This window comes from Paenibacillus sp. 598K (genome assembly GCF_003851045.1).
Taxonomy (GTDB): domain Bacteria; phylum Bacillota; class Bacilli; order Paenibacillales; family Paenibacillaceae; genus Paenibacillus_D.
Genome location: NZ_BFBX01000240.1, coordinates 1 through 205, shown reverse-complemented (window position 1 = coordinate 205; position 205 = coordinate 1). Strand labels below are relative to the sequence as shown.

1 protein-coding gene is annotated in these 205 nt (G+C 65.9%); it reads right to left on the bottom strand.

What is annotated here, in order from left to right; all coding sequences use genetic code 11:
• Positions 1–205 (bottom strand): ATP-binding protein (locus PA598K_RS34805; protein WP_260405766.1); only part of this gene is annotated, 205 nt, incomplete at both ends.

Below are 205 nucleotides of genomic sequence, written 5' to 3'. Positions count from 1 at the left end.
ATCGCCAGCCCGAGACCAAGTCCCGCGCCGGCGGGGCGTCGGCCCGGTACTCCGCGATAGAAGCGATCGAACAGATGCGGCAGCTCCTCCTGCTCGATGCCGATGCCGTCGTCGATGATGTTGATCGTGCATGTCTGCTCCGTGCAGACAGCCTCCAGCGTGACGCGGGAGCGCGCATGACGGAGCGCGTTGCCGATCAGGTTGA